This window comes from Endozoicomonas euniceicola, assembly GCF_025562755.1.
In the GTDB taxonomy this organism is placed as follows: Bacteria; Pseudomonadota; Gammaproteobacteria; order Pseudomonadales; family Endozoicomonadaceae; genus Endozoicomonas_A; species Endozoicomonas_A euniceicola.
In genome coordinates, this window is sequence record NZ_CP103300.1 from 933,368 (window position 1) to 955,040 (window position 21,673).

The window sequence follows — 21,673 nt, forward strand, 5'->3', positions numbered from 1 at the left end:
ATTATCGGAAGCCTGAACGTATTTTCGGTTTTTTTTTCAGAAAGGCAGACTGGGTTTCAAATTTCAAATGAACATTCTGTACTTCAAGCAGATGCCCGTCATGAAGCTCGCCAAAGGTTTCCTGCTGACCCAGCCAGTGATTTTTAACATCAATAGCCGTGGTTTGTACTTTTTCTATGTATTCAACCCTGGGAAACCGATGGAGCTTAATGTCAGCTCTTGGCACCGCACTGATCAGGCTTTTGGTATAGTCATGAACCGGATCATGAAGAATCTGCCCGGTTGTGCCAATTTCAACCACTTCGCCCCTATACATAACCGCAACACGGTCAGTGGTATTGGCAATAACTCCCATATCGTGAGTCACGAGAATACAGCCCACATCACGCTCTTTGCAGAGCTGGCGAATAAGCTGCAATATCTGATCCTGCACCGACACATCCAGTGCCGTAGTGGGCTCATCGGCAATAATCAGTTCCGGATCGCAGGACAGGGCAATGGCAATAACAACCCTTTGTCGCATACCTCCGGAGAACTGGTGCGGGTACTGTTTTATGCGTATTTCCGGTTCGGGAATACCCACCGCCTGCAACATGGCGAGGGCTTTTCTGGAAGCAGCCGGTTCATCCAGTTGCAGATTGGTGCGAATGGTTTCAACCAGCTGGGTTTCAATGGTCAGGAGTGGGTTCAGGGATGTCATCGGGTCCTGAAAAATAAATCCGATACGACTTCCCCTGACCTGTCGAATCGCCTCTCCGGAATAACCGGAAATAGTCTCTCCCGTCAGAACGACCTGACCCGATGCGACACGTCCGGGAGGGCTGAGCAGATCAATAATGCCATTACCAATGGTTGATTTGCCCGCGCCCGATTCACCGACCAGTCCAAGAATCTCTCCCCGACTGACCGCAAAAGACACATCATTCACTGCCACCGCAACCCCATGGCGCGACGGAAACTCAATGCGCAGACCCTTCACTTCCAATAAAGACATACAGCCCCCTTGTCTGCAAACAGCAACAACCCATGCAACTGCCTGCAATATTTATTGTTATTTATGGCACACGAATGCGATGTACATCTGGCCTTGAGCGGGTAGAGGTCTGCCTGTTGATGAATAAGGCCCGGCACTTCTGAACAAAAAACCATGAGTACGACAAAGCAGTTATTGATAAATAAGCGTCACAGAATTTGTCTTGTTTGCTGAAAAATCATTCAAGTATCCGCTGCGGCGCACACTACCTGTCCGTGCGACTTTGTCCGGACTATATCAAAGAAGAGAGAGTAAGAAAATACACGACAAAAAATGTCCAATCCTATTTATTTTGGACAACCTTAACAATTTACTCTACTTTCCAGAAAGCTGTAATAAACCTGTTTTATAAACACTCTCCGGTTCAGAAGAAAAAACTGAGGTTCAGAGTTCTCCCAGTTAACTCAAACCAGGATTATATTTTGAAATGTGTAAATCAAAGTTAACTTTTTTTATTTTAAGGGGTCTTGTTGCCCTTGCATTGGTTATTGTTACGTTTACTGCTAATGCCTCCTGCCCTAAGTGCAATGGTGCCATGAATCCCGGAGCCGAAGGTGGAGTTTGTGAAAAGTGCGGAACTATCGACTCGTCGGGGCTAGCCAGCGAGGGAGTCATAGGCTTGTGTAATGTCATTATTAAAATACTTGAGGATGAACCCACACAGAACAAATCACTTCAACACTTATTGACAGTTGCAAGGCAATGCGTGTCCTCCGGGCCGATATCACTGAATGAACAATCAAGGAATACAGTCACAAGAATCAATACAGACTTTAACAATATGCGAACACATATTCAGCAATCCCTGCCCCCAAATAACAATAACACTTTAAATAAGTTATTAAGCCTGCGGGATATTGAAGTTATTCTTGCCCTTAGTAATGCATGTGGTCTAAATGTAGGAATTGGCATACTTTACACAACACTACTTAACCAGATCAGCGTTTTAGGCATACAGCGAAGAGTTTTCAGAAATGACGCGGATTTATTTACATTGGTGAATGCAAGTCGTTTTTTTGTTAATTTATTCTATGTTCTTTTAGTCGTAGAATCTCATAACATGAACCCTGAACTTACATCCCTTACAAACAATCTACATAACTATTTGAATGATTTTGGCGATAATCATAAAACTAAAATGTATCGGTCCCTTTTCCAACCTGTATGCACAGATATCTTACCAAAGAAACCAGAAGATATGGAGTCTTACAAATTTAGCATTTTGTATTTGTTAGAAGACTCAGACTCAAAACAGTACATTTTTCAATGGCCAGAACCAAACAGTAATATCTATATGCTGGTATTTTTGAATTCAGACCAGACAGTTTCTTTATTTGTTATTCCCGGAATGGGGTTGTTAAGAATCCCAAAAGAGGAACTGGATAAACTGCTGGATAAACTGCTGGATAAACTAAAAAATATTCTGACACCAAGCTCCCTTGCCCTGGACTACTCACTGGGACTAGGATCTCTTTCTCTGGCAGCTTATCAATATTTTTCTGAAGAGCAGACAACACTTATACACTGTCTCCCACACCTGCTTGTCTGGACTATTTTGTTTTTCCGCTGGGAAGGTAGAAAGTAGCAATAAAGTAACTCAAACATAAAGCGACAACTGCCATATTTTAATTAACATAGGTAAACTCCGGCTATGCCGGAGGTCAGTTAACTCAATTAAACGTTGTCGCTTCAATGACTGGCACTCAATAATTATGCAGTTTGCACAGTGGGACGCTCAGCAAACCAGTTACGGCACATCTGCATATAAATGCCATAAGGACGTCCCATCAGAATCAGCGCACCCACCTGCCCCATACAGGCAGTCGCCACCTGGTCCAGAGAGGCACCGGAAGTACCCACCATCATTGCATAAAGCGGCAGTTGGGAGGTCAGGAATGCCAGAATATCCATGACCGAGTCCATCAGGGAGTTATTAGTCACTTTTCTGCCCAGGGCTATGACCCAGTCCCGGTAGATACCGTAAGGCCGGGCAATAAGAAGATTCACAGGGATACTTAATAAGCGCGAATGCAAAGACTGTTCAATGCTTAAACCGGCCACAAACAATTCAACGGACATACCCACAACCAGACCAAAACTGATCAGCGCAAAGGTATCTGCAATGGTTTCACGCTTGATAGACATCTTTATCCCCGGACAATCAAGACAATAAATACTCCCTGTGCTAAAAGGCACAGAAGAAAAACGGATGTTGTGTTAGTGACAGATACAGAACAGCACCTGCTTTTGACGCGCTAAATTTAACGATAAAACCACTAAATTACAATAGTTATATCCTCTGTATTAACAAGCTAATTAGAGTATAAAACCACACAAATACACTAATAAGGGATATATACATCCATACAAGCGTAAACAGATAGAAGCATCCACCAAAATCACCAACCTACACCACATGATCCATATCAATCCGCCGATTTCAAGCCTCATGTATAATCTGTCAAGGCATTTTTCGGCTAAAGTTTAGCGATCCTTTTTTTCACCTGAGCCAATACAAACAATGCACTCTGAAATCTCTGCCACACTGGCAGCCCTGAGACAGCAGCAACCAGTGGTTCACAACATCACTAACCTGGTTGTTACCAACACCACCGCCAACGCATTGCTGGCCATTGGCGCTTCGCCGGTTATGGCACACGCACCTGAAGAGATGGCCGACATGGTCAGTATTGCCAGCGCCCTGGTGATCAATACCGGCACTCCCTCTGAAACCCAGCGGGCTGCGATCAGAAAAGCGATTCAGGCAGCCCGTGAACAGGGTAAACCCTGGATTCTGGACCCGGTAGGTGCCGGAGCCACCCCTTATCGATTACAACTAAACACCGAGCTACTGGATCTAAAACCAGCAGCTATCCGGGGCAATGCCTCTGAAATCCTGACCCTGCTGACTGGTAAGCCCACCGGCAGAGGTGTGGATACAGACAGCTCCAGCGACGACGCTCTCAATGAAACCCTCAGCTACCTTCAGCAACGCGCCGCTCAACTGAATACAGTTCTCGCCGTCACTGGCGCGACGGATTACATTATTGATGGTCAACGCATAGCAAAAATCACTAACGGCCACCCCATGATGGCGAAAGTAACAGGAACCGGCTGCACCGCCACCGCAATGACCGGAGCATTTCTGGCCAGTAGCAATGACCCATGGCTGGCAGTCACTGCCAGTATCGCCTGTCTCGGAATCGCCGGTGAAAAAGCAGCCTTTGCCGCAAAAGGACCCGGCTCCCTGCAAATGCATCTTCTGGACGAGTTATACCTGCTGGATGTTGAAACGATTCAAGCCCGTTTAAGCCTTGAAGTTCTGATTTAACAATAAAAAGGAGCCTTTATGGCTTTGCCAACACCACCCCTGCCCAGTGTAAAAACCCTGACCACCCCGCTACGTCTGATGCCAGACGAGCTGATGACTGCACCACTGGAAAAAGCCATCAACCATGTATTTCGTGAGCCTGTTGAAGAAGGCGAGTTCGATTTTATGGAGCAGCGCTGGGTAAAAATTCATATCACCGACGCAGAGTTGAGCTTTCATATAGGCTTTGATGGCAACCAGCTCAAAGCCGTTAGCGGTCGCCCATGCGATGTCGTGTTCAGCGGTGACAGTATGGCATTTCGAACGCTGGCATTGCGCAGGGAAGACCCTGACACACTGTTCTTCCAACGTCGTTTAATGATTGAAGGGGATACAGAGCTGGGGTTAGGACTGAAAAACCTGCTCGACAGCATTGATACCGAACAGCTGCCCAAAGCATTCCAGGCACTGATGAAGCTGGGTAATAAACTGGAAGACTTTAGTCGTTAATCAGGCAGGCCGTGCTGAACATGACTTTGAGCACTCTGGACAAACAGGGGGGGAAACTGCCCCCTGTTTGTCTGCGTACGACGATTGGACAGAAATGTCAGAGCCTCCCATTTGCTATTAGCCACCTTGACCACTTTCAATAGTACCCAGACAATCTTTCGCCATCTGCTCTGCCAGCTCATCTTTATCAAAGGCCGAATATCCAATTTTTTATTGAGAAGAAAGTAAATATTCTTTTAACTCACTATTTCTTGTTGTGGAACTATTTAACAACTCGCTTAGATCTTCGGGTGGTTCAAAGCCTAAGCCTTCCAGCTCACTAAAAAATGCTCTGGATGGACTGACACCCTTAAGCATCCTGTACATCACTTGATTAGGATTTAGCTCTTTTACATTAATGTAAGGTAACACACTTCGAGCAACTTCATGATAGCCAAATCCAATTGCAGTCATAAAAATATATTCGTATTCTATTTTTTCTATATTGTAGTTATCCTGACTTTGCAAAAAATTTAGCTTAAGTAAAATATCCTCTTCTTTCTCAAAGCGCTTAAACATATGCCTGGAAGCGTATTTAGGCAGGTTATAGCCAGAATTGATCAACTCATACATAAACTCAACATCAGATCGACCAACAGCAATCTGGAGTAATGTGTTTACCTCTCTTATAGACAAACCTTCCAGACTAATTTCACCACTGGACACTTTCTCAAGCCATAGCGACCAACTTTTTAAGCGGCGTGCCTCCCTTAGTTGTTCAGCATATTTGTCCCGGTTGAAACTTTGCTTTAAGTTCTGGTCGCCACCCTGCACAACTGCCGTTGTTATTTTTTCCGATGCATTGGTAGAAGCCTGAAACAACTTGCGTGGCTGTTCATCTTTCTCAGGCACTAAAACAACTTCCTGCTGTATTTTTTTTTCGTTCTTTAACGATGGCTGCTCAACAAAACAGCTTCTTACGTCCCATTGAAAGAGCAAGAAGGCAGAAACAGCGACAATCGTAACTATAGAAAAAGTTGCCCGATACACAGGTTTGATACGAGTCATTAGTTTAGAACCCCCTCTATGGAGCACACTTCGCCTTGGAAAGAAGGGTCTCTGGTTATTTCTACCAAACCGTTGAAAATCATTATCATTGGACGGTCATGTTCATCAAGCTGCAACAGATCACACGCATCCTGAATAGATATCGGATCTGGGTATTCAACCCTATCTCGAGGGAATGATTCATATGGATCACACTGACTGTAAAGACCATCGTGCGCATAAAAATCTGTCGCCCAATAATATAAGTCAGTATCCACAACGGATGAAAATATAAACGCAGTGGCCGAATGTGGATCAAACTCCAAGTAAGCCTGGCAATCTACAGCGAGCCTTGGCGCAAGATATCTGTCAATTAGTGACTCAGCAAAACCAGTCACGCTGAATAAAACCAGAAAAATAAAAGCTGCTTTATTATTGATACAATTTCTTTTCATTTTATTAATTAATTAGTTAATTAACTTCTTAATTTTTTAGAACATGTGGAGGTAGGTCTTGCACTCTATGCTCACCTCCACATAGGCGGCTTAAAAAACCACCCAGACCACAATCAACAATCAACAATCAACAATCAACAACCAACAATCAACGGTATTACTGAGACAACTCATGCACTGCATGAACAAACATCGCTGCTTTTCCGGCTCTACAAATTGATGGACGCCATGTCTAAAATTAAACACATGTCCACTACCAGAACCAAACTTTACAGAATATTACTAACTTACTGTCGTATGATTGAGGTAGAGATTACAATGCGGAAGGGTGTAATGCAACTCAGTCGGTAATCTCCTCAGGCACAGACACATAATTCTGCACCTCCCGCCATTCCCAGAATTTATCTCACCAATTGCAGCACAGAATAACCCTCAGACTTTGCCTCACACCCCGCTCTTCCCAACCTACAGCAACTATACATAAAACCATCAACCGACTACGGGCGACGATATATCTGATCCTTACCAGACCCACCTTCCCAGTAGCCATTACACTGTTCAGCAGACAGTTCAGAAACAAAAGCCTTGCCATTCCTGATCGAACGGGTGAGTCCGTCTGCAATATCAAGCACATCATGGGAGTGCGCGGACAAACGCATGGAGTGCACACCCAGCTTTTCCATCGCCTGCCAGCGATCAAGTATATTCATGCAGTGTCCGGACATGGTTTGAATACCGTTCAAAGTAAACAGCTGTTCACCTTCCTGAGTGGCCAGTGGTACTCCCTGGGGCACCTTACGACAGATAAAGTCACACTCATCCTTACCTTTGTCGTTAACCCTGGCGGTAAAACAGCGGGCTGAATAGGCCAGCGGCATATAGCCATAACTGAACACTTCCGTCTCAATCTTATCGTTAAGGCTCAGCTCCTCTGCCTGCTCCAGAATACTGCCCAGCTTTTGCTCTGATAATTCCAGAGGCAGCACCCAGCGCTTCAAACCCAGTTTATACAGCTGTTTTAATGTATAGGCGTTATAGATATTCAATGAGGGGCCGGTACAGAACTCAAACCCATTAGACGACAGAAACTTAACGGCAGACATGTCGTTTGCTTCAACCATAAATTCATGGTTGTCACAAATCTTTCGCACCTGGGACAATTCCGATTCGGATTCAAGCAGCGTCAAGGTTGATAAAATCACCTTCTTACCCGCATCCGTGAGCAGACGGGCAATCGCCAGCCAGTCGCCATAATTCAGATCCCGCCGCTTGGAGCAGGTCACTTCCCCAAGGCAGACCCGGTCAATGTCTGACCGGGCTATCTTTTCATAAAAATCAAAAACATCCTGCCTGGGCCAGAAATACAGCACGGGTCCAAGAGTCGTTTGCATTCGGTCATTCCTCCTGAATGATCAGGCTCCATTAAATATGTGTAAGTTATTGCCAGGGTCGGCTATAAGCACCCAGTGTCGTCTGACTACCTTCGGACAATTTGCTGAGCTCTGCCATCCAGCGTTCTTCTGGCTGAAAGTCACTCTTATTCGCTTTATAAGCATCCAGCGCTTCCCGCCAGACCCTGGTCACAGCAGCCACATAAGCCGGACTGCGTTGCCGACCTTCTATTTTTACAGCACTGATGCCCATGTCGGACAGTTGAGGAATCAGGTTCAGAGTATTCAGGCTGGTAGGTTCTTCCAGCGCATGCGTCGCCTTGTTATGAACGTTGCCATGAGCCATGTTCTGAGCCTTAAAGCGCCCCTTGCATAAAGTGGGATAGCCTGCCTGCTCATTGGCTGAAAAGCGATCAATAAGAACACCGTTCAGGCGAGTGTTCATACCGCCATTCGCCGTTTTTTCCCAGCGCACTGCTGAGGCGGGAGAACAGGCTCCTGCCGTATTAGGCGACTCACCTGTGACATAAGACGACAGAAGGCAACGACCTTCTGCCATGATGCACAGACTTCCAAAGGCAAAGACTTCCAACTCTACCGGGCTCTTTTTTACCAGTGCCTGCACCTGTTTTAATGATAAAACCCGTGGCAGAACAGCACGACAGATATTGAATTGTTGATGATACAATGCCAGAGCCGCCGCATTGGTCGCAGACCCCTGCACCGACAGATGCAGGGGTAATTCCGGATACTTCTCGCAGGCGTAAGCCATTACTCCCATATCCGCAGCGATCAAGGCACTCGCCTGCAAATCCGCGCAGGCATCCACAGCGTACTGCCAGCGTGACCACTGATCAGCCTGGGCGTAAGTGTTGATAGCAACAAACAGACGAACATTATTATTGCGGGCATAATCCAGTGCTTTTAGCGCACGCTGATCCGTAAAATTCAAACCGGCAAAATGTCGGGCATTGGTGTTATCCCGAAAGCCGATGTAAACCGCATCGGCACCATTATCAACGGCTGCTTTTAAAGATGGATAGTTACCTGCCGGACAAACCAGCTCCATAATGCGCTCCCTCGTTCTAATCCGGTGAGACTATCACAGGCATCCAATATAGGTATTGATCCCTATCAAGCAGACTGTACCAATGATTGTAACGGGAAGGTCTGAAGCGTGCGGTAGGTGGCTCCATCCGAACTGGTTTCACTCTGCATAAGTACCACTTCACAGATACTCATACGAAAGCTCGGCATGTGGAAGAAATGTCTTGGGGAAACATGGTGATGTTGTTTGAAGCGTGCCAGGGTGACATGAGGGCGAAAATTGCGCAGCTCTTGTCTTAAGCCACAGAATGCAGCAGCCTCTTCACAAATACGGGCCAGACTGTTGAGTTGCTGTCCGGAGTGCATACTCAGGGCCAACACTCTTGGTCGGTTCGTGTCAGGAAAAACCTCATAGCGCCCGGTCATAGCAGAAAAAGCGTGCTCTGAGGAAAAAGCAGATTCCAGATAAGCACTGTATTGCTTCAGTTGCTCATGGGTACACTCTCCCAGAAAGCGCAAGGTGATATGCTGTTGCTGAGGCGCAGCCCAGCGCATTTTATGCACCAGTGCATCTCCTGCACGATTCCGCGCTTTTTTATGCAGCATCGCTGCCAGCTCCAACGGCAGCTTTATCGCAACAAATGCACGCACTGTTGCCTTAGAAGCCGTTCCTCTGGGGTTCGCTTTATCGGAACTTGCTTTAGGGGAGCTTGCTTTATTGGAACTCTTTTTACTGGAAATAGAGTTTTGCTTTTCTCTGGTCATCGGATACTTCATATTTCGCCGCGTTGCAAAAAAACTCTGGATACAACCATAACTGTCAGCGACGGATTCTACTTTTCTGGCTCGTTACCCCTACCTACAGGCTATTACACTCACTCAGCAGGGAAGATGATTATGCCTGCTTCTAGGCAGAAATACGACCCTGAATGCGTATTTTCGCCTAACAGACTCTAGCTTCCGGCATTTTTCACACCAAGCCACCAGGAACCTTTCAAGTCCCTGAGCCACACTCTGAAAGAGCTAACTTATGCCGACACAGCTGAGAAACCGGAACAACTTCTACCCTGGTAAGGGGCGCAGCATTCAATGTCTTACCGGGCTTTTGGCGGTTGGCTATTAGCTGCTCAGACAGCCAACCACCAAAAGCTAATAGCCAACAGCGGTATATTCTAACCTTCCGTTCCCCTAAGTGAAGGTATCTCAAGAATGAGCTGCCCCGTCAGAACAAGCTATAACGCTGGTGTTCTTTCGAGCCACTCGCGCGTGAGCATTGTCCGACAATGCGGGCAAGGAAATCTTCTGCCGAAACTCGTTTGTACCGTGCGAAGACATTCAATATGGAGTTTAACCTCGCAGCATGGAGTCTCTATAGTTTCTCCATCATTTAAACTATCAAAACAAATAGGACATTCATTACCAGAATCTCGCACCAGGTCACGCGGGTCAAGATCGGTAACTGTACCGGAAGCTTGAGAGACCGTTATCGCGACTGCCCGGGATGTCTCACTTCCAACTGTTGTGACAATGGCAGTGCCAAGGGGAGAGGCTAGCGTTGCTTCTCTATTTCTAATACCATGTAAGGATTCTGCATGTTGAGTACGTGTCATTGCTTGTGCACTATATATACCGGATGATATACCGGATGTAGGATGAAGAGAATGCATGTGCCGATCCAGGTCTGCACGATCGCGAAAACTGATTTCGCACCTAACACATTGAAAAGGTCTGTCACCGGTATGGGTACGCATATGCTGAGTCAGGTCTGCACGATGGCGAAAACTGTTTCCGCACCTATCACATCGAAAACGCCTTTCACCCACATGTATACACATATGCCGAGCCAGGGAACGGGGTCTATTAAAAAGCGATCCACACACATCACAAACATAAGAAGGCATAAGCATCAACCTTTGCAAATTGTGAGTCCCACCATGTCAAACCCTTTCATAGCAGAACCCTCTTCTTTTTTGCTTAGGTAAAAGCCTTATATTATCTGTCTTTTCCGAGCTTGAAGCGCAAGGGATATGGATATGCAACAGTAAGATATTTTCTTCGCCACTGAAGGGGTATAACGGCCAAACACTGCTAGCGAGAACCGACACTGATGGAAGTATAACGGCCATTGATTGAAGCTGCCACCTGGCAAGTGAAGGTATCTCAAGAATAAGCTGCCCCGTCAGAGCAAGCTATAACGCTGGCGTTCTTCCGAGCCACTCGCGCGTAAGCATTGTCCCGCAATTCGGGCAAGGAAATTCTCCGCCGAAACTCGTTTGTACCGTGCGAAGACATGCAGTGTGGAATATTTTGTTGCAGCATGGAGTAGTTATAGTTTCTCCATCATTTAAACTATCAAAACAAATAGGACATTCATTATCAGGAGCTCGCACCAGGTCACCCGGGTCAAGAACGGTAACTGTACCGGAAGCTTGAGAGTACGTTATCGTAGCTGCCGGGGATGTAAAACTTTCAACTTTTGTGACAATGGCAGCGCCAACGGGAGAGTTTACCATTGATACGGTATTTTCAAAGGATTCTGTATGTTGAGTACTTGTCGTTGCCTGTGCACCGGATGTCAGTTCGTCGTCCCGATGTTTACGTCGCATGTGCCGCTTCATTGTTTTAGCCCGCCAAAAACCGAGTCCGCAGACAGCACAATGAAAACTAAAAGGTCTTGGACCATACTCATGGAAAAACGTATGCGAATACGGGTTATCAATATTTCTAAAACTGCGTCCGCAGGTGAAACATTTATGAAGAGGTCGACCGATATGGATACGCATATGGAAATCCAAGGCATTATGGCAGCTAAAAACGCTGCCGCACAATTCACACCTAAAATCAGGCATAAGCATTAACCTTTGCAGATTATGAGTACCAACATGTCAAACCCTTTCATAGCAGAACCCTCTTCCTTTTGTTTAGGTAAAAGCCTTATATTATCTGTCTTTTCCGGGCTTGAAGCGCAAGGGATATGGATATACAACAGTAAGATATTTTCTTCGCCGCTGAAGGGGTATAACGGCCATTGATTGAAGCTGCCAACCTGGCAAGTGAAGGTATATCAAGAATAAGCTGACCCGTCAGAGCAAGCTATAACGCTGGTGCTCTATCGAGCCACTCGCGCGTAAGCAGTGTCCGACAATGCGGGCAAGGAAATATTCCGCCGAAATTCACTTGTATCGTGCGAAGACATGCAATATGGAATTTAACCTTGCAGCATGGAGTCTCTATAGTTTCTCCAACATTTAAACTATCAAAACAAATAGAACATTCATTACCAGGATCTCGCACCAGGTCACGCGGGTCAAGATTGGTAACTGTACCGGAAGCTTGAGAGACCGTTATCGCGGCTGCCTGGGATGTAACACTTTCAACTGTTGCGACAATGGCAGTGCCAAGGGGAGAGGCTAACGTTTCTACGGTATTTCTAATACCATGTAAGGATTCTGCATGTTGAGTACGTGTCGTTACTTGTGCACCAGATGCAAGTTCGTCGTCCCGGTTATTATGAGCACGTCGCATGTGCCGATTCAGCCCATCAGCCCCCCAATAACGGCATCTGCAGAGAGTACATTGAAAACGTCTTCTACCACCGATATGATGGATAAGCATATGAATATTCAGGTCTTCAAGCTCGCCAAAACCTTGTCCGCAGGCGTCACATCGATGAAAAGGGTGATCGGTGTGGATACGCATATGTCGAATCAAGGCACCAGAGGTGCTTAACCCGCAGCCGCACACTGCACACCTAAAAGCAGGCATAAGCATCAACCTTCGCAGATTATGAGTACCAACATGTCAAACCCTTTCATAGCAGAACCTTCTTCCTTTTGTTTAGGTAAAAGCCTTATATTACCTGTCTTTTCCGGGCTTGCAGCGCAAGAGATATGCAACAGTAAGAAGGGGTAACGGCCAAACATTGCTATGATGTGCGCCATAATAGTAAGAATCGACCCGGATAGAAGTATAGCGGCCATTGATTGAAGCTGCCAATTCTTCCTGTCATGCAACAATCGCAACATAACTTGTTATACTGACAACAACATAGATAGCCAGAGGCGTTTATTTTGTGGGTATCCACAACCAAACTTGCCAAGATTGAGGGCGTAACAACCCAGACAATAAGGCGAAAGATCGAAAGCGGTCATTACGAGAAAATAATGCAAACGAGCGGGGGGCACTACCGCATATTCATCAACCAGCAGAGGAAGATATGCTATGCAAGGGTTAGCTCAGGGAAGCAAAAATCTTCCATTGCTACGCAAAGGCGACGCTTGCTCGAAAGGTATCCTGACGCAGAATTTATCAGTGACATTGCCAGTGCTTTCAACTTTAAACGAAAAGGACTGCAAACCATTCTGGAATCAGCGATGTGCGACCATCCAACCCACATTGTGGTTACCACAAAAGACAGGCTCGCACGATCAGGATTCGAACTTATCAAGTGGCTCGTTGAATTATCAGGAGGACAAATCGAAGTTTTGGATGACTCGAATGGTTCCGGTGAAGCCTTTGATACCCATGAGCTTATCGGTTTCATTACCTCGTTCTGCAACAGCCACTACGGACAGCGTTCCGCTAAAAGGCGCAAAGATCGTAGCATCAAAAAGGATCAGAATTTACCCGGAGAATGAACCGGCCTACAGGGATGCACTTGCTCTTTACAGGCGTTCTTACAACCTGGCTGTAGAGCGGTTCCGCAATGACAAATACAAGGACGAAAATGGTAAATTTATTAATATGCGCCCGTCGATAAAGGCTCAGGTGGAGAAGGAGCAAAAAGACAATGGACGGGCTTATAACTCTATTATTTCAGATAATGGAACACTAGCGGCAGCGACAACATTCAAGTCTGTTTGCAGTAAAAACAAAAAACTCAAAGGGGCAAGGGTGAGTAGACCTGCTCAGTCACCTGAGCAGGCCCCTCCTCAGAACCGGACGTGCGGAATTACCGCATCCGGCTCCCGATAGACCAGTGTCCCCACACATATTCAGCGAGACTGGAACATTGACACAGTTTTCCATTTCTCCGGATAACCAAGTGCTTTGAGGATTTTGCTCAACTTCTCCCAATTCAAGTATCGCTTTCCACCTTGGCGGTTAAGCCATTTAAGGATGATGCGCTTACCTTGCTCTATGAATTGCTTGACCCGTCTACGATTATCAGAGATGCCGTGGTAGTTAATCCACCCCTTTATCACTCTAATCGCAGTCTTCAGTGTTTGCACACGGTCAGAACTCAGGTTCTTCCAGAGGAAGCCCCTCAACCCCTTGAGTTTGGCTGCGAAACGGTCTTTGCGGCTGGTAAACTTCAGTCGCCAGTAGCCTTTTCGCGATTTACCCCAATAGCAGGTAAACCCAAGGAAGTTGAACGTCGGCAGGCGTTTCCCTGATCGGTCTGCCCTTAAAGCCGCCACATGTCCCGCAGGTATTATCTGCGATTTGTCCTTGTGCAGCTTCAGGCCAAACTTCTCTAATCGCTTAGGTAAGACTTTGTAGAAGCGTTCTGCTTCGCTTTGCACCTCGAAGGTGAATACCATGTCGTCAGCGTATCTCACCATTTCTGCCCGTCCCCTGATGTGTGAATGACTTACCTTGGTAAACCATTCATCAATCACATAGTGCAGGTAGATATTGGCAAGGACAGGTGACAGGATTGAACCTTGTGGGCAGCCTTCCCGATTTATGGATACTTGTTTGTGTTCCATCACGGGCGCAGTAATCAGAACTTCGATGAGCCTGAGAAAGCGCCGGTCTGATATCTTGGCTCGCAATATCTTCATCAATTCCTTGTGGGGAATAGTATTGAAGTATTTGCGGATATCAATCTCCACAACAGTCCCATTCCAGTTACGGTAGGTAGACTGCTGTAAAGCCCTCAAAGCATCGTGACAGTTCAAGCCGGGTCTGAAACCGTATGAGCATGGCAGAAACAGTGGCTCGTATATCTTGTTGAGGATTTGGCTGACTGCAAGCTGCACCAGCTTGTCCTCAATGCAGGATATGGCCAGAGGTCGTTTACTGCCGTCCTCTTTTGGGATTTCAGTGATCCTTGCTGGCTTGGGTTTGTAGGTGCCACGGCGGATACGCTGGAGAAGATCATTAATGTTCTCGTCCAGCTTTTCGCCATAAGCAGCCTTTGTCACACGGTCAATACCTACGGCCTTGTTCCCGTCCAGCCGAAAGAATTGTCCCTTCAGCATGTTGACATTCAGCAAGTGCCCAAGATTATTGAACACCATTTGTCTGTCGTATGCTGACTTCTCGCCTATGCGCTCAAGTTTCGTTAACCATGATTGTCCGTCGTTGCTGAGTACGGTCATTGTTTCGCTCTCACGCTCGATCTATCTGCCAGCCCTTCGCTCCACGGTCATTACTCGCTTCATCACTACTATGGCTGACTCCGACTTCCATAAGGTCATTTGCAAAGCCTCGTGTTTTGCACTTGCGCTTCGCATACTCAATCCGTCGAGAACCCTATGGATCTCCTGGGTTCAGTCGTGTATCTCTATAAACTCGCCGACGCCTGCGACTCCGGTGGGTAGTGTCGTTCGGATTTCCCAGTTTAACCTCGCACAACACTCTTTGGCCTGCTACAAATCCAAGAGTATCGGCACCCACAATCAGAGGGATTTCGGAGCTATCACGTTCACCATTCGGTTTCGGCTCGAATATTTCGCTGTCTACGCTTCGTCACTATTGTTACCGCCAGCAACGCAAGACTCGCTATACGGTGGAGCTGGTTCTCCTTCCGTAGCGGGACTTTCACCCGCAAGATACACGCTGCTTATCCCAGCGCACTGGAGGTTTCTCAGAAATAAGTTTTAAGAGCCGTAAAGGAAGCAGGCACTCATTCTCTATTGATAGACTGCCAAAGGGATTGAACCCTTGCGTTAATGCGTTGGGCAGAATCCATCTAACGGAAGAAGTGCCTGCCGAAGCCATTGGTAAATCATGCGTTATTACCTGTGACAAAGGGCGCTGGTTCATTCAGGTTCAACAACACATAGAACTCAATGCCGATATCCAAGGCGCAGTGAAGTGTGTTGGGATCGACCCCGGAGTGCGAACTTTTGCTACCTGTTTCAGCGATAAAGAGGCTTTAATTGCAGGAAATGACTTTGCCAAAGAAAAGTTGTTCCCGCTTATGAAACGAGTTGACAATTTCATTGGGCAAAAACAAAAGATTCTAAACACCCAAAAAGGCATAAAGTTTCCTGACATGCCTCAGTGGGCGCAGGATCGTATTGTCAACTTTGACAAAGAGATTAACCGCCTTAAGTGCAAGAAAGATGACATTATTCTGGACTTGCATAACCGACTGGCGTTCGAGCTTGTATCCAATTATGACGTTATCTTTCTGCCGTCTTTCGAGACGAGGGGTATGGTCACACGAAAAGACAAAAAGGTGCGTACCATACGCCGGAATACCTGCCGCCAGATGCTAGATCTCAATCATTACGGGTTTAAGGTGCGTTTGAAGTGGTACGCCAGAAAGTACGGAAAGCACGTTGTGGATTGCAATGAAGCGTACACGTCAAAGACCCGCTCATGGGATGGCAGTATTGATGATCGGCTTGGTTCATCAAAAGTTATAAAAGGCAATGGTTTCACAGTTGACAGAGACATCAACGGTGCGAGAAACGTCCTTCTTAAAAATCTAACAAGGCAGCTTGAGCCTTAATCATAACAACGAATGTTGCGTTCGTTGCGGTTTTAATCAAGAGGCTCCCGGCCAGTTCCTGCAATAAACGACGGTTTGGCTTGATCCCTGTAAATAACTTTTGCCCTGCAAATTCAGGTGGTAACTCTTTTAGCAACTCGTTTGACAACTTGTTTGGCAAAGGCAGAATACGATCGGGGATTTTGAATCGCGCTATCTTGTCTGCCAGAAAATTTTTTATCTCCAGCTCGTTGACGGTTCCGCCCACCATTTCCACAAAGGCCAAAGGTCGCTGACCAAACTTTGCATCCGTCACCGCCACCACAACCGCCAGTGCAACGTCTTCGCAGGCCAGCAATGCCTGTTCAATTTCTTCAGGATGAATATTCTCTCCTCCGGAAATCAGCATATTGTCTTTGCGCCCCAGAACACGGATTTGCTGATCAACCCACTCGCCAAGATCTCCCGTGTGAAACCAGCCTTCCGCATCAACCACTGGTACAACTCGACTACTGCCTTGACTTTCAAAGTAATAACCCAGGCATAAGGATTCGCCAGCCACAAGAATCTCACCATCACTGGCAATTTTAACCCTTCGGTAAGGCAGCACTTCACCGGATGTAACGCCCTCAGAGGTAAACTGCGGTACACCTGTGCAGACCTGGGAACTCATTTCTGTCATTCCGTAAGTGGTCAGAATCTGAATATTTTTTTCCTGTACGGTCCTGACCAGAGGGGCTGAGGCAACACCCCCACCCAGCAAAATAGTTTTAAGTCGGGTTCCGGCAAGATCAATACAATGATCACCCTGCACTATCTGCTGTAACTGGGTATTGACCAGAGAGATATGAGTTACTGGCATAGCATTCAGTAACCGTGACAGCGGCAGCCCTTGTTGATCAATCAACATACAGGCCCCTGCCATCAGACAACGAATAACAATACTGAAGCCACCCACATGAAACAAAGGCAGCGATAACAACCAGCCATCGCCCTGAGTGAGCTCAATAACAGCAGCAGAGCCCCTGGCACTGAACAGATGGTTATCCAAACAGTGAGCCACTGCCTTTGGAACGCCGGTTGTACCTGAGGTGGGTATCAGATCGACGATTACTTTGCGATCAAGGACTACCAACGAGTCAACAGCCACCATCCGGGCAGTCAGCGCAGGCCTTCCAACCGGTACTATTGATTCAGGATTAAAGTGGTTATCAGTGACGTAAGCGCTGGCACCAATGTTGGCGGCATAGTCCAGAATCCGGGATTCAGGAAACACCGGGTTAACCGGACAGTAAACCAGCCCCGAACGCAGACAGGCCAGCATGACAACCACAGTCTCAAGTTTGTCCTGAAGTATGACCAGCAAGCGGTCACCTGCACTGAGTCGTGACGCCAGCTGCTGACGGTAGTCCTCAACCCAGGCATCCAGTTGCAGAGCCGACACGCTACGATCATTCACCTTCACCGCTGCGCAATCCGGTGATGACAAAGCCATTCTGCGTAAAGGGCATTCGATCAGAGGAAGAGTCACACCCGCTCCATATGTTGTAATACCGGCTCAGGCAGACGTTGCCAGAGGGCAACAGGCTGATCAAGCAGGTGATGCTCAAAAGCCGTAAGAGTATCAAGGCCCGCCGCTTCACCGGGTGCCCAGATTCTTGCAAGGGTTTCCAGCGTATTGACACCCAGCACCGACTCAAAGGCTGAGCTGATAATGACGTGAACACCTGCCTCTCTGCCTGCGCTGACCAGACTTTCACAGCGACGAATACCACCAACCAGCGCGGGCTTCACGACAATGGCGGCAAGGCCTGTTTGCGGCGAGAATTCAAACTCCGGGTTTTGCAGGGTTTCATCCCAGGCAAAAGGCATACGTGTCTGTTGATAAAAGGCGGGACAATCCGCGGCGTTATCCACGGGCTCTTCTATATAGGCAATACGGGATGAATCAATCTGACGGGCAAACTCTACCGCCTGCTCTAATGACCAGCCCCGGTTAGCGTCCAGCCTCAGGCAAACGGGCTCTGGCAATGCTTCAAGAAGCTGCTTTACCCGATAAACCTCTGACTTCAACTCCCCACGAGCCACTTTAAGCTTAAAGGCAACGGGCCAGCAAGATGACCAGGATTCTATGCGCCTCAGCATTTCCATCGTCGACCCGGTTAACAATGGCGCGACAGGCAACGCTGTTTCATTATCATCAGCCAGAAGCACTGGCAGGCTGATCGCTGATTCCAGAGCAAAGGCAACGGAGGGGTAGACAGGCTGACCATACCATTCCTGACTATTGAAAGACTCCGGATCAACCTGCTGCCCTGCCAGCGCTGAAGCAATCTCCCCCAGTTGTTGTCGGGCGGCATCCAGGCTTTCAAGGCTAAAGTCAGGAAGCGGCGCGGCTTCGCCGTAAAGGTATCCAACGCCCTGATCAGCGTCGTTTACCTTTAACTCCAGAATCAACCCCTGCCGACGGGTCAGTTTTGTTTTTTTCAGTGGCAAAGGCCAGGCCAGGGGCAAGTCATACTGGTAAACCTTCGAGCCAACTATTTCCATTCCTCTTTCTCCACCCATCTCTTCATTAAGAGCCACCATTTACTCGCTGGAGCGCCCCAGCTGCTGTCGAATGATAGCGGCCATGTCAGCTGGCCGCTCCCGATGGATATTGTGACCGGTACCAGCAATTTTATGCAGGCCGGCCAGACTACCGGACTTATGCAACCGCAAAGCAATCCCGGTGTATTTCAAATCCCGTTCCCCGTAAAAGTAATGAACAGGAAACGGAACATCTTCCATTTGCCCCCAGCAGGCAGGCTGTCTGGATAAACTACAGTATTCGAGTATGTCACCCAGTAAACGACCATTTCTGTTTATTTCGAGCCGGTATTCCATCAGAGTCTGTCTTTGCTGGCTGTTCAGGTCGGCAAAAACAGGCTGGTGATACCATTGCTGAAGCACTTCATCCAGAGGCTCCGTCCGGAAACGCTCTGCCCACTCTTTATCACTCTGGCGACGTATGTCTCTGTCAGCTTCCGACTCCAGCCCCGGATGACAGGATTCCAGTAACAGCTGCTCAACCCTGTGGCTGTGGCTCAGGCTGTGCAACAGAGCCAGTCGCCCACCCAGGGAGTACCCCAACAGGCTGTAATGTTTCAGGTCCAGCTGATGCAGGGTCAGATCCAGCAGGTCACTGAATAGTGCAAATGCCTTGTCGTCAGACAGTTCGACATTCAGGCTTTTAGCGTGCCCCGGAAGGTCTACAGCCACCAGGTAAAAATCTTCTTCCAGCAGTGACACCAGCGGCAACCAGTCTTCACTGTCTCCCAGAAAACCATGCAGTAATACCAGGGTCGGACGCCCCCGAATACCCCAGGTTCGGTAAGCAAGGTTATTCATTACAACTCCTCTACCTGAGCAATAGTCTGGCTGATATCACGGGCAGCCTCTCCCGGTTCGGTTTTCACCTCAAGCAGAGTGCAACCCGAACGCAGCAGCGACCGTTCCACAACCTGCCTGAAAGCAGCGATGGATTCCGGGCATTCATACTCAATACCAAACAGGGCGGCTGCGTGACTGCCATCCAGACCGTGCGGTGTCGTGAAATAATCCATGGCCCGGTGCCTGATGGCTGAATCACCCTTTGCCAGTGGCAACAGGTTGAAAATGCCGCCACCGTCGTTATTTAACAAAATGATCAGCATTGGGGAATTAAGGTTTCTGACTAACTGCAAAGAGTTCAGGTCATGCAGGAACGAAATATCGCCCAGCAGCAGAACCAGCGGTTTCTGTGTTGCTACTGAGCAGCCAGCGGCAGTCGCCATCAGGCCATCAATGCCACTGGCCCCCCGATTAGTGTAGACACCATAAGAACGATGGGCAGAAAACATATCCATCAAACGGATGGGAAGGCTATTGCCAATAAACAGGGAGGCTTCTTCAGGCAGCAGTGTTGACAGGCTGGCAGCAACCCACCGCTCGGATAAAGACTCTGACTGCCCTAGTCGTACGACACTAGCAATACGTTGCCCCTGCGCCTGAAAAGCGTCGAGCCATTCTGGCTGCAAAGGTTCTTCTGATCCAACGTGCAACTGCGCCAGCTGATGGCAGATTCGGCCAATATTGCCCACCATGCGATAAGTCTGACAATGACCGGTATCCATGCGCCTGACTTCACGCCCCAGCATGTAATAATGCTGCCAGCGATGACTGCCAAGAAAATGGTCAAGCCGTTTGGAGATCAGATGCCCGCCCACCTGAAACACACGGTCAGCCTGACACATTAACGCCCTGCCTGAGCGGGATGCCAGCAACAGGTCACTGTGCTGGATAACCCCAGGATGCCCGTGCAGCTGAGACTGAATATCCGCAAGAACCGGCCAGCCCAACTGCTGTGCCAGAACCAGCACAGCATTGATATCGTCGCTGGTTCTCAGACGACCAATCACCACCAACCCTTTACCTGACATAAATTCAGCCCACGACACCGGGCTGGCATTTAAACTGCCATCCCCGTGCAGTTCATATTCCGTATGGGGAGAGCCGGATTCAATCCAGCGGGTCGTTTCAGCCAGGTACAGAGAGTAGTCTTCATCCTTTTTGCCGGGATACAAAGGCTCCCGGAACATACAGTTAATATGCAGTGGCAGACCTTGCCGGCAGGAACGTGCATAGGCCTGGTCAATACTGGTCAGGAGCCAGTTAGCGGGGATATCCAGACTGGGGGTTGGCAGTCGAATCGTAGCCCCCGGATAACCGGAAAAAATATCCTGCTGTTCAATGGCCTGATTAGCACCGCAGTCAATCAGTTCAGGCGGACGGTCAGCGGTAATGATCACCAGTGGAACGCCAGACTGTCGAGCTTCCACAATAGCAGGGTACAGGTTGGGTACTGCGGTTCCTGACGTGGTTATCACAGCCACCGGTTTGCCACTGCTTTTCGCCAGGCCCAGGGCATAAAAAGCCAGCCCCCGCTCATCGAAATGAACATGCTGCCGAAGGCTGGGGTGAACCGCAGCCGCGAGCGTCAGGGGTGCCGACCGGGAACCCGGTGCTATGCAGATATGCTCAACGCCAAGCCGCCACAATTCTTCCAGTAACAGGGCTGACCATAAACTATTCAGGTTGGGATGCCGGGTTGGAAATTTCATCAACAGATTCACACAAAAGCCAAAAGTGATAGACCAAAGCTCATTTGAAACACAAGGTTTCTGATTGCCCCCATCGTCATCCCCGCACAGGCAA

Annotated in this window: 20 protein-coding genes; 6 read left to right on the forward strand and 14 right to left on the reverse strand. The window is 47.9% G+C overall.

From position 1 onward, the window contains the following. Position 1 precedes the first annotated feature (1 nt). The gene (locus NX720_RS03520) at positions 2–994 is read right to left on the reverse strand and encodes an ABC transporter ATP-binding protein (protein WP_262599416.1); all 993 of its coding nucleotides are present in this window, start codon (positions 992–994) and stop codon (positions 2–4) included. Positions 995–1,460: 466 nt separating this feature from the next. Here NX720_RS03520 and NX720_RS03525 point away from each other — a divergent pair, with 466 nt between their 5' ends. After that, entirely contained in the window at positions 1,461–2,618 is a 1,158-nt protein-coding gene (locus NX720_RS03525; RefSeq protein ID WP_262599418.1) for a hypothetical protein, read from the forward strand. Between the two features lie 125 nt (positions 2,619–2,743). Here the strand turns inward: NX720_RS03525 and alaE are convergent, their stop codons facing one another. Further along, a complete protein-coding gene (gene alaE / locus NX720_RS03530; RefSeq protein ID WP_262599420.1) occupies positions 2,744–3,178 on the reverse strand; it encodes an L-alanine exporter AlaE in 435 nt (144 codons plus the stop codon). Positions 3,179–3,554: 376 nt separating this feature from the next. Between alaE and thiM the strand changes: the two genes are divergently transcribed. Together thiM and ubiT are read left to right on the forward strand one after the other, a co-directional pair. Next, positions 3,555–4,364 carry a hydroxyethylthiazole kinase gene (thiM, locus tag NX720_RS03535; protein WP_262599421.1) on the forward strand — a complete coding sequence of 270 codons (810 nt, stop codon included), beginning with the start codon at positions 3,555–3,557 and terminating at the stop codon, positions 4,362–4,364. An 18-nt stretch (positions 4,365–4,382) separates the two neighbouring features. Continuing rightward, entirely contained in the window at positions 4,383–4,853 is a 471-nt protein-coding gene (gene ubiT / locus NX720_RS03540) for a ubiquinone anaerobic biosynthesis accessory factor UbiT (RefSeq protein WP_262599422.1), read from the forward strand. Here the strand turns inward: ubiT and NX720_RS03545 are convergent. The 7 genes from NX720_RS03545 to NX720_RS26945 form a co-directional block, all read right to left on the reverse strand. After that, positions 4,850–4,993: a hypothetical protein gene (locus NX720_RS03545; RefSeq protein ID WP_262599423.1), complete on the reverse strand. Its 144-nt coding sequence runs from the start codon at positions 4,991–4,993 to the stop codon at positions 4,850–4,852. The two genes, ubiT and NX720_RS03545, sit on opposite strands and share 4 nt — an antisense overlap. 70 nt (positions 4,994–5,063) lie before the next feature. After that, a complete protein-coding gene (locus tag NX720_RS03550) occupies positions 5,064–5,900 on the reverse strand; it encodes a hypothetical protein (protein WP_262599425.1) in 837 nt (278 codons plus the stop codon). Continuing rightward, a complete protein-coding gene (locus tag NX720_RS03555) occupies positions 5,900–6,334 on the reverse strand; it encodes a hypothetical protein (protein ID WP_262599426.1) in 435 nt (144 codons plus the stop codon). Before NX720_RS03555 ends, NX720_RS03550 begins: the two co-directional genes overlap by 1 nt. A gap of 497 nt (positions 6,335–6,831) precedes the next feature. Further along, positions 6,832–7,725 (reverse strand): U32 family peptidase, encoded by an 894-nt coding sequence (locus tag NX720_RS03560; protein WP_262599427.1) that lies wholly within the window; start codon positions 7,723–7,725, stop codon positions 6,832–6,834. 46 nt (positions 7,726–7,771) lie between these two features. Beyond that, on the reverse strand, positions 7,772–8,794 hold the full coding sequence (gene ubiU, locus NX720_RS03565; RefSeq protein WP_262599429.1) for a ubiquinone anaerobic biosynthesis protein UbiU: 1,023 nt from the start codon (positions 8,792–8,794) through the stop codon (positions 7,772–7,774). Between the two features lie 65 nt (positions 8,795–8,859). Continuing rightward, the gene (gene thpR / locus NX720_RS03570) at positions 8,860–9,537 is read right to left on the reverse strand and encodes an RNA 2',3'-cyclic phosphodiesterase (protein WP_262599431.1); all 678 of its coding nucleotides are present in this window, start codon (positions 9,535–9,537) and stop codon (positions 8,860–8,862) included. A 1,424-nt stretch (positions 9,538–10,961) separates the two neighbouring features. Beyond that, positions 10,962–11,555: an RING finger domain-containing protein gene (locus tag NX720_RS26945; RefSeq protein ID WP_404831072.1), complete on the reverse strand. Its 594-nt coding sequence runs from the start codon at positions 11,553–11,555 to the stop codon at positions 10,962–10,964. A 727-nt stretch (positions 11,556–12,282) separates the two neighbouring features. Here NX720_RS26945 and NX720_RS03575 point away from each other — a divergent pair. Beyond that, positions 12,283–12,501, forward strand: a complete 219-nt coding sequence (locus NX720_RS03575; RefSeq protein ID WP_262599433.1) for a hypothetical protein — start codon at positions 12,283–12,285, stop codon at positions 12,499–12,501. 434 nt (positions 12,502–12,935) lie between these two features. Beyond that, entirely contained in the window at positions 12,936–13,409 is a 474-nt protein-coding gene (locus NX720_RS26950) for a recombinase family protein (RefSeq protein WP_404831073.1), read from the forward strand. Between the two features lie 357 nt (positions 13,410–13,766). Here NX720_RS26950 and ltrA read toward each other — a convergent pair whose 3' ends face one another. Continuing rightward, positions 13,767–15,098 carry a group II intron reverse transcriptase/maturase gene (gene ltrA / locus NX720_RS03585; RefSeq protein WP_262596974.1) on the reverse strand — a complete coding sequence of 444 codons (1,332 nt, stop codon included), beginning with the start codon at positions 15,096–15,098 and terminating at the stop codon, positions 13,767–13,769. A gap of 545 nt (positions 15,099–15,643) precedes the next feature. Between ltrA and NX720_RS03590 the strand changes: the two genes are divergently transcribed. After that, complete coding sequence (locus tag NX720_RS03590; protein ID WP_262601519.1) at positions 15,644–16,459, forward strand: RNA-guided endonuclease TnpB family protein; 816 nt, start codon at positions 15,644–15,646, stop codon at positions 16,457–16,459. Here the strand turns inward: NX720_RS03590 and menE are convergent. Genes menE through menD form a run of 4 tightly spaced genes read right to left on the reverse strand, consistent with a single transcriptional unit; the run spans position 16,428 to position 21,579 of the window. Then, a complete protein-coding gene (menE, locus tag NX720_RS03595; RefSeq protein ID WP_262599437.1) occupies positions 16,428–17,969 on the reverse strand; it encodes an o-succinylbenzoate--CoA ligase in 1,542 nt (513 codons plus the stop codon). The two genes, NX720_RS03590 and menE, sit on opposite strands and share 32 nt — an antisense overlap. After that, positions 17,966–18,988 (reverse strand): o-succinylbenzoate synthase, encoded by a 1,023-nt coding sequence (gene menC, locus NX720_RS03600; protein WP_262599439.1) that lies wholly within the window; start codon positions 18,986–18,988, stop codon positions 17,966–17,968. Before menC ends, menE begins: the two co-directional genes overlap by 4 nt. Before the next feature lie 39 nt (positions 18,989–19,027). Next, a complete protein-coding gene (gene menH / locus NX720_RS03605; protein WP_262599441.1) occupies positions 19,028–19,828 on the reverse strand; it encodes a 2-succinyl-6-hydroxy-2,4-cyclohexadiene-1-carboxylate synthase in 801 nt (266 codons plus the stop codon). Further along, positions 19,828–21,579, reverse strand: coding sequence for a 2-succinyl-5-enolpyruvyl-6-hydroxy-3-cyclohexene-1-carboxylic-acid synthase (menD, locus tag NX720_RS03610; RefSeq protein WP_262599443.1), 1,752 nt, complete (start codon positions 21,577–21,579; stop codon positions 19,828–19,830). Before menD ends, menH begins: the two co-directional genes overlap by 1 nt. Positions 21,580–21,673 lie beyond the last annotated feature (94 nt).

Excerpts from the sequence above, each read along its gene's own strand:
- menD (WP_262599443.1), bottom strand. The coding sequence starts at position 21,579 with ATGAAATTTCCAACCCGGCATCCCAACCTGAATAGTTTATGGTCAGCC.
- menH (WP_262599441.1), bottom strand. The coding sequence starts at position 19,828 with ATGAATAACCTTGCTTACCGAACCTGGGGTATTCGGGGGCGTCCGACC.
- thiM (WP_262599421.1), top strand. The coding sequence starts at position 3,555 with ATGCACTCTGAAATCTCTGCCACACTGGCAGCCCTGAGACAGCAGCAA.
- NX720_RS03555 (WP_262599426.1), bottom strand. The coding sequence starts at position 6,334 with ATGAAAAGAAATTGTATCAATAATAAAGCAGCTTTTATTTTTCTGGTT.
- NX720_RS03560 (WP_262599427.1), bottom strand. The coding sequence starts at position 7,725 with ATGCAAACGACTCTTGGACCCGTGCTGTATTTCTGGCCCAGGCAGGAT.
- alaE (WP_262599420.1), bottom strand. The coding sequence starts at position 3,178 with ATGTCTATCAAGCGTGAAACCATTGCAGATACCTTTGCGCTGATCAGT.
- NX720_RS03575 (WP_262599433.1), top strand. The coding sequence starts at position 12,283 with ATGAGCACGTCGCATGTGCCGATTCAGCCCATCAGCCCCCCAATAACG.
- ubiT (WP_262599422.1), top strand. The coding sequence starts at position 4,383 with ATGGCTTTGCCAACACCACCCCTGCCCAGTGTAAAAACCCTGACCACC.
- NX720_RS03520 (WP_262599416.1), bottom strand. The coding sequence starts at position 994 with ATGTCTTTATTGGAAGTGAAGGGTCTGCGCATTGAGTTTCCGTCGCGC.
- ubiU (WP_262599429.1), bottom strand. The coding sequence starts at position 8,794 with ATGGAGCTGGTTTGTCCGGCAGGTAACTATCCATCTTTAAAAGCAGCC.
- NX720_RS26945 (WP_404831072.1), bottom strand. The coding sequence starts at position 11,555 with ATGCGTATCCATATCGGTCGACCTCTTCATAAATGTTTCACCTGCGGA.
- menC (WP_262599439.1), bottom strand. The coding sequence starts at position 18,988 with ATGGAAATAGTTGGCTCGAAGGTTTACCAGTATGACTTGCCCCTGGCC.
- NX720_RS03550 (WP_262599425.1), bottom strand. The coding sequence starts at position 5,900 with ATGACTCGTATCAAACCTGTGTATCGGGCAACTTTTTCTATAGTTACG.
- thpR (WP_262599431.1), bottom strand. The coding sequence starts at position 9,537 with ATGACCAGAGAAAAGCAAAACTCTATTTCCAGTAAAAAGAGTTCCAAT.
- NX720_RS03525 (WP_262599418.1), top strand. The coding sequence starts at position 1,461 with ATGTGTAAATCAAAGTTAACTTTTTTTATTTTAAGGGGTCTTGTTGCC.
- ltrA (WP_262596974.1), bottom strand. The coding sequence starts at position 15,098 with ATGACCGTACTCAGCAACGACGGACAATCATGGTTAACGAAACTTGAG.
- NX720_RS26950 (WP_404831073.1), top strand. The coding sequence starts at position 12,936 with ATGCAAACGAGCGGGGGGCACTACCGCATATTCATCAACCAGCAGAGG.